The sequence below is a fragment of the Nonomuraea diastatica genome (assembly GCF_004349015.1).
In the GTDB taxonomy this organism is placed as follows: domain Bacteria; phylum Actinomycetota; class Actinomycetes; order Streptosporangiales; family Streptosporangiaceae; genus Nonomuraea; species Nonomuraea diastatica.
In genome coordinates, this window is the sequence record NZ_SMKP01000332.1 from 1 (window position 1) to 5,277 (window position 5,277).

Here is a 5,277-nt window from a genome sequence, read left to right on the forward strand (position 1 = left end):
GGGGGTGGTGCCCGGTGGCGGGGATGGTCGTGACGGCGGCCGGGCCCGGATCGCGGATCAGTGGATCCAGCTGCCCGGCAATGAGGTGGAGAGGAAGGGAGGTCGAGGCGACTTCCCTGAGCAGGGCTTGGAGCGCGGCGCGTTCGGTGCGGTGGTTCGCGGCCCGGAGCCATGCGGCCGTACGGTGGGCGACGCGGGGGCGGCGCAGCTGGGCGGTGGCACTTTCGATGGCGCTGCGGACCGGGCCGGAGGAGACATCGCCGTTCGGGCTGAGAAGCGGGGTGGCGAGACGTTCGGCGGAGATTCTCTTGAGGAGTGGTGTGGCGAGGAGCGGCGTGCGGAGCAACCGTGACGTCGACTTCTGCAGGAAATAGGGGGAGATGAGGAGCAGGCCAGCGATGCGATCGGGGTGGGCGGCGGCGTAGCGGAGCGCCGGTGCGCCCGCCGCCGAGTGGGCGACGATGACGGGCCGGGTCCGCATGGGCGCGAGCAGATCGGTGAGCCAGTCCAACGGGGTCGCCTCCGTGGGGGTCGAACGCCCCAGCCCAGGCAGGTCGGCGACGAGGGCGGACGCGTCGAGTTCGTCCAGCACGGGCCGCCAGGACTCACCGTCGAGGGGTATGCCGTGCAGGAGGACGAAGCCGGGCGAGGTCCGGTCGCCGGCGACATAGGTCCGGGATCCGCTGACGTCGTGAAAGCCGCCTGGAAGCATGGCCGAGGCCGCCCCGAAGCGGTCCGCCACGAGGCGGTCGGCCCAGCGGCGTAGCGCAGCACACACGGGAGGCTGGCGGAGTCCCGCGGTTTCGGCGACCTTCTCGGCCGATGTCGTGTCGTAACGGTCCTCGGTCAGAAAGGTCAAGGTCTCGGGGTTGGCTCCGGTGAGTGCGGTCGGCAGGCGGCGGATCAGTCCCACGGGTATGTGGGTTTTCGGCGCACGCACGCCGAGGTGGCCGGCGAGTAGCCGGAGCATGTCGGGCAGGTCCGGGGTGTTCTCGTCGAGCACCCAGTGCAGGCCGCCCGGCTCCGGGTCGTGCTCGGGGATCGAGGCCATGAACCTCGCGAAATGATCCACAGCCACCACGGGTACGAAGGTGCGGGCAGTTCCCGGCACGGCGGGCAGCCTGCCCTGCCACAGATCGCGGACCAATTCGGCCAGACCGATGTACTGACCGGCCTCTCCCGTCAGCGAGTGGCCGATCACGCTGCTCGGATTGACCACGGTCAACGGAGTTCCCAGTTGCGCGGCGACGACGCGTACGGCCGCGTCTCCCTCGATCTTGGATCCCTCGTAAGCTCCCTTGCCGCGGTAGAGCTGCGCCAACTCGGCTTCCGGTAGCGGATAACGCGGGTGCGGGTCGAGCCCCACCCGATAGCCCGTCACATGGACGAGCCGACGCAGGAGGGGGCGGGTGGCGGCCCAGCGCAGCACGTTGAGTGCGCCCTCGACGTTGACCATCCTGGCTTCTTCCCGCCGGAGCCCGAACCGGTAGATGGCGGCGGTGTTGAACACGTCCCGCACGCCCGCGAGTCGCTCGTCGTCCGCAGGGCTCAGCCCGACTCCCGGACCACCTGTGAGATCACCGCTCAGGACCGTGAGCCGCTCGGTCGGCATTCCGTGATCCCGGAGCCAGTCGCGCAGTTTGTTCTCGGTGCTCGTGGTGAGGTGGTTCCGGGCGGGTTCGCGGACCACAGCCGCGACGGTGCGGCCCTGGTCAAGCAGGTGCAGCACTGTCCACCTGCCGAGGAAGCCGGTCGCGCCGAAGATCAGGGTGTCCGGTGCGGTCATCGTACTCTGCTGCATTGTGCCATCCCGATTAGACCGATCTACATATTCTGAACCTAAAAAGTAGACCGGTCTGCATAATATGTCCAGCGACCGCGAGGAACCCGTACGACCGGTCGATCCGTCTAGCAGAGTCGAGTCACGATCACCCGTGCTCTGACCTGCGCGACGGCGGCCCAGCGGATGATCACCCTGGCGACGGCGGGGTGGTGTTCCGAGCCGAGGGGTGCGGGACGGGCCGGCGGAAGAAGGCGACAAACCGCTCGGCCGTCCCCATGTCGCCGTCGACGCGGAGGTCGCCGCCGGCTGCCGCTTCGGCGAGGGAGCGGGTGCCTCTGAGCAGCGAGGCGAACGTGGCCGGGTCGGTGTCGAGGGTCATGTCGGGGTGCCCATCCGCGCCACGGGCGAGGGCGATCTCGCCGCCGGCGACGATGACGCGGAACTCGTCCTCCGCGAGCCGCAGTCCGGCCGCGATCTCGGCATCGCCGGCCACGTGGGGGTCGAACAGTGCTTTCAGCGAGAGCACGAGCGAGTCGACGCCGATCGGGGCATCGCGCGGCAGGGAGGGGGAACTGCCCGCCCAGCGGCCGAGCCCGGTCACGATCGGTTCGAGCCCCATGCCCCACTCCGTCAGTTCGTAGACGGGGACGCCCACGGGCGGGGGAAGTTTGCGGTGCCGGACGACACCGCTTTCCTGAAGCTGGCGGAGGCGCTGGGACAGCACGTCCGGGCTGGCGCCGGGCAGTCCGGCTCTCAGGTGGGTGAATCGTTTGGGGCCGAGCAACAACTCGCGCACGATCAGCAGGGCCCAGCGCTCTCCGATCAGGTCGAGCCCGTGCGCCACCGCGCACCCGTCATCGTACTTCCGCCTGCCCACCATGCCACCGATTCTAGCGCTACCAATTCAAGAGTCCACCTTTCTAGTTGTTTTTTACAATCAAGTAGTCCTATTGTTCAATCACATGCCTCCCGGTGGCGGGAGGCACTCAAGCGGAAGGTGTCCACCATGCCCCTGATCTTCATCGAAGGTCCTCAAGGAATCCGGCCCGAGGCCAAGCAGACGTTGATGCGCGAGGTCACCGATGCGCTCACCGACGCGTACCGTTTCCCTGACGTGCGGGTCTTCGTGCGCGAGCACCCCGCAGGGAACGTCGCCCAGGACGGGCGGTCGGAGGCCGAGGACATCCGGCCGGTCTGCTTCCTGGAGGTGCCGGAACTGCGTGATCTCGACGCCAGGAGGGTGCTGACCAAGCGGATACAGGACGCGGTATCCGTGGCGTACCAAGGCATCGCCAATACCGAAGAGACCCTCGTTATGATCAACCACTACCCGCTGGAGAATGTCGGATTCCACGGCCGCCTCCAGTCCGACGATCCCCAGATCGTCGGGCTCGTGGATCAGCTGAACCGTTGAGAATGTGCGGCGGGGCCGGCCGGACCGGCCTCGCCGCACCGCCGCCCACCCGGCGCCCCGGCGTTATCGCCGCCTCAGGCGGCCCTCAAAGGCGCGTGACGGATGGCCTCACCCGTTTTCCGCGCCGCCTTTCGTGTGGTGGGCGGCGAGGCCGATTGCCGGGAGGATGGCCTGATCGACGATGTCGGCCAGGTCGGCGTCGCTGGGCGGCATGCCGTCCAGCAGGCGCTTGGTGACCAGCGCCTCGCCGATGTCGGCGACCACCGGGGTGAGCAGTTCGGCGGGGAAGTGGCCGCGATCGGCGTAGTGCCGCAGCACGGTGCTGGTGAACGTGCCGCCCCGCGGGGAGAAGACCTTCTCGAAGAGCGCTTCGGAAACCTGCGTGGCTCCCAGAGGATCGGTGAGGATGGCCGCCACCGCTCGGCCGGCCGGGCTGAGCATCCAGGCGAGCATGAGCTGGAGCGACCGGATCAGGTCGCCGCGCAGGTCGTCGGCTCCAAGGGTGGGCTCCTCGATCGGATGCGCGTGGTAGAGCGCGTCCAGAAGGACCTCGATCGGGTCTGACCAGCGGCGATACAGTGTGGTGCGGGCGGTGGCCGCCCGCCTGCCGATGCCGTCCATGGTCAGCCGCCCGACGCCGACCTCCACCACTTCCTCCAGCACGGCGGCGTGGATGGCGTTGACCAGTTCTTCGGCGCGCCGCCGGGTCCGGCCGCTGCGATCTCCCAATCGTCGCCCCTTGTTCGACTCCAGGGCGGCCATTTTACTCGTGGACGAGGCGGGCGGGCGGCGACGGGCCGGGCCGCCGTCCGCCGTGGAAGCGGTCAGAACGACACGACGGCTGTGGCGAAGGCGTCGATGACGACAGGCTCATCAGGTCGCGCCGGTGACCTCACCGGTTCGCCCGCGCCCCTGCGGACGCCCGTCTGCTCCACCTCTGCGGGATGGCCCTCCTCGGCGCTGATCACGATGGTGATGGGGTCGGCCGTCTTGTTCACGAGCAGGAGCTTGCGACCGCCGTCCGCCACGACGAAGCCCTGAGCGTGAATTCGGCTGTCGGGGTAGCCGAACATCCGGGTGGCCGTGGAGACGAGCGCATCGCCGGGGGCGAAGTGCCGCAGCAGCAGGTGGAGTGCTCGGTATCGGGCGTTGGGCGCGCCGCTGTTCCAGTCGACGAGCGTCGTGCCGGGGATCATGCCCGGATAGTCCATGAACTCCGCGATGCCGACGAGATCCACTCCGAGTTCGACGAGCCGCGCCCACAGGTAGGACTGCATCGACGCGCTGAGGGCCCAGTACTCGTCCGGGATCGTCGGAGCCGGGTTCATCAGGTCCGGAGGGTATGACCCCAGTTCGTTGATGAAGGTCCCGGCTTCGGGTGCGAGCCGGCGGCGGATGGAGTCGACGTGGCGTACTTGGTCAAGGAACGCCTCGGCCTGGGCGAAGAAGAGTCCCCGCCAGTGCTCGAAGGGGGCGTTGCCGTGCTCCGAGATCGGGTTCACGATCTCCGGGAAGGCGTAGAAGTGGTAGGAGAACGCGTCCAGCGGAATGCCGTCGGCGTGGTTGGCGGCGTCCAGGAAGTGCCAGAAGTACTCCGGCTCGCGGGCGACCGGGCTCAGGGACAACCCGATGAACTTCATCTCGGGGTCGAGAGGACGCAGCCGTTCCACGATGGCGTCGTAGAGCCGCGTGTACAACTCGGGTGGGATGCGGTGCCCCATGTCGGGCTCGCACAACACCTCCCAGTACGCGAAGCGGTAGTGGTGGCCCGATTCGTGCCAGTGGCCGAGTTCGTCGGTGAAGCCGCCCGCGATGTACCAGCTCGCGATCCGGTAGAAGTAGTCGGCGACCTCGTTCAGCGTGGGGTCGCGCAGTTCGGTGCCCTGCTCGTAGTCCCAGTGGATCTCGTCGGGGTCCTCCGCGACCGGCACCGGCTCGGGGGTGACGAACATCCAGGCGGGGATCGTGGCGAAATTTGCCACGACCGGCCTGCCCTGCGCCGCGCTCATGAAGTCCGCCACGAAGGGATCGAGGAGGCGGAAGTTCCACGACGTCTCGCCGGCGGTGGGCGGGGCCAGGG

At 68.4% G+C, this 5,277-nt stretch carries 5 protein-coding genes; 1 reads left to right on the top strand and 4 read right to left on the bottom strand.

Annotation, left to right across the window (positions count from 1 at the left end):
* A partial coding sequence (locus tag E1294_RS57650) for an alpha/beta fold hydrolase (RefSeq protein ID WP_165977959.1) occupies nucleotides 1-1,786 on the bottom strand: 1,786 nt, incomplete at its 3' end.
* 184 nt (nucleotides 1,787-1,970) lie between these two features.
* On the bottom strand, nucleotides 1,971-2,663 hold the full coding sequence (locus E1294_RS50870) for a winged helix-turn-helix transcriptional regulator (RefSeq protein ID WP_220448426.1): 693 nt from the start codon (nucleotides 2,661-2,663) through the stop codon (nucleotides 1,971-1,973).
* 126 nt (nucleotides 2,664-2,789) lie between these two features.
* On the opposite strand from E1294_RS50870, the gene E1294_RS50875 reads away from it, so the two are divergent.
* Nucleotides 2,790-3,197, top strand: coding sequence for a tautomerase family protein (locus E1294_RS50875; RefSeq protein WP_132520215.1), 408 nt, complete (start codon nucleotides 2,790-2,792; stop codon nucleotides 3,195-3,197).
* Between the two features lie 108 nt (nucleotides 3,198-3,305).
* On the opposite strand, the gene E1294_RS50880 is transcribed toward E1294_RS50875, so the two are convergent.
* A complete protein-coding gene (locus tag E1294_RS50880; RefSeq protein ID WP_132520218.1) occupies nucleotides 3,306-3,926 on the bottom strand; it encodes a TetR-like C-terminal domain-containing protein in 621 nt (206 codons plus the stop codon).
* Between the two features lie 95 nt (nucleotides 3,927-4,021).
* On the bottom strand, nucleotides 4,022-5,277 hold a 1,256-nt coding region (locus E1294_RS50885; protein ID WP_132520221.1), incomplete at its 5' end, for a hypothetical protein.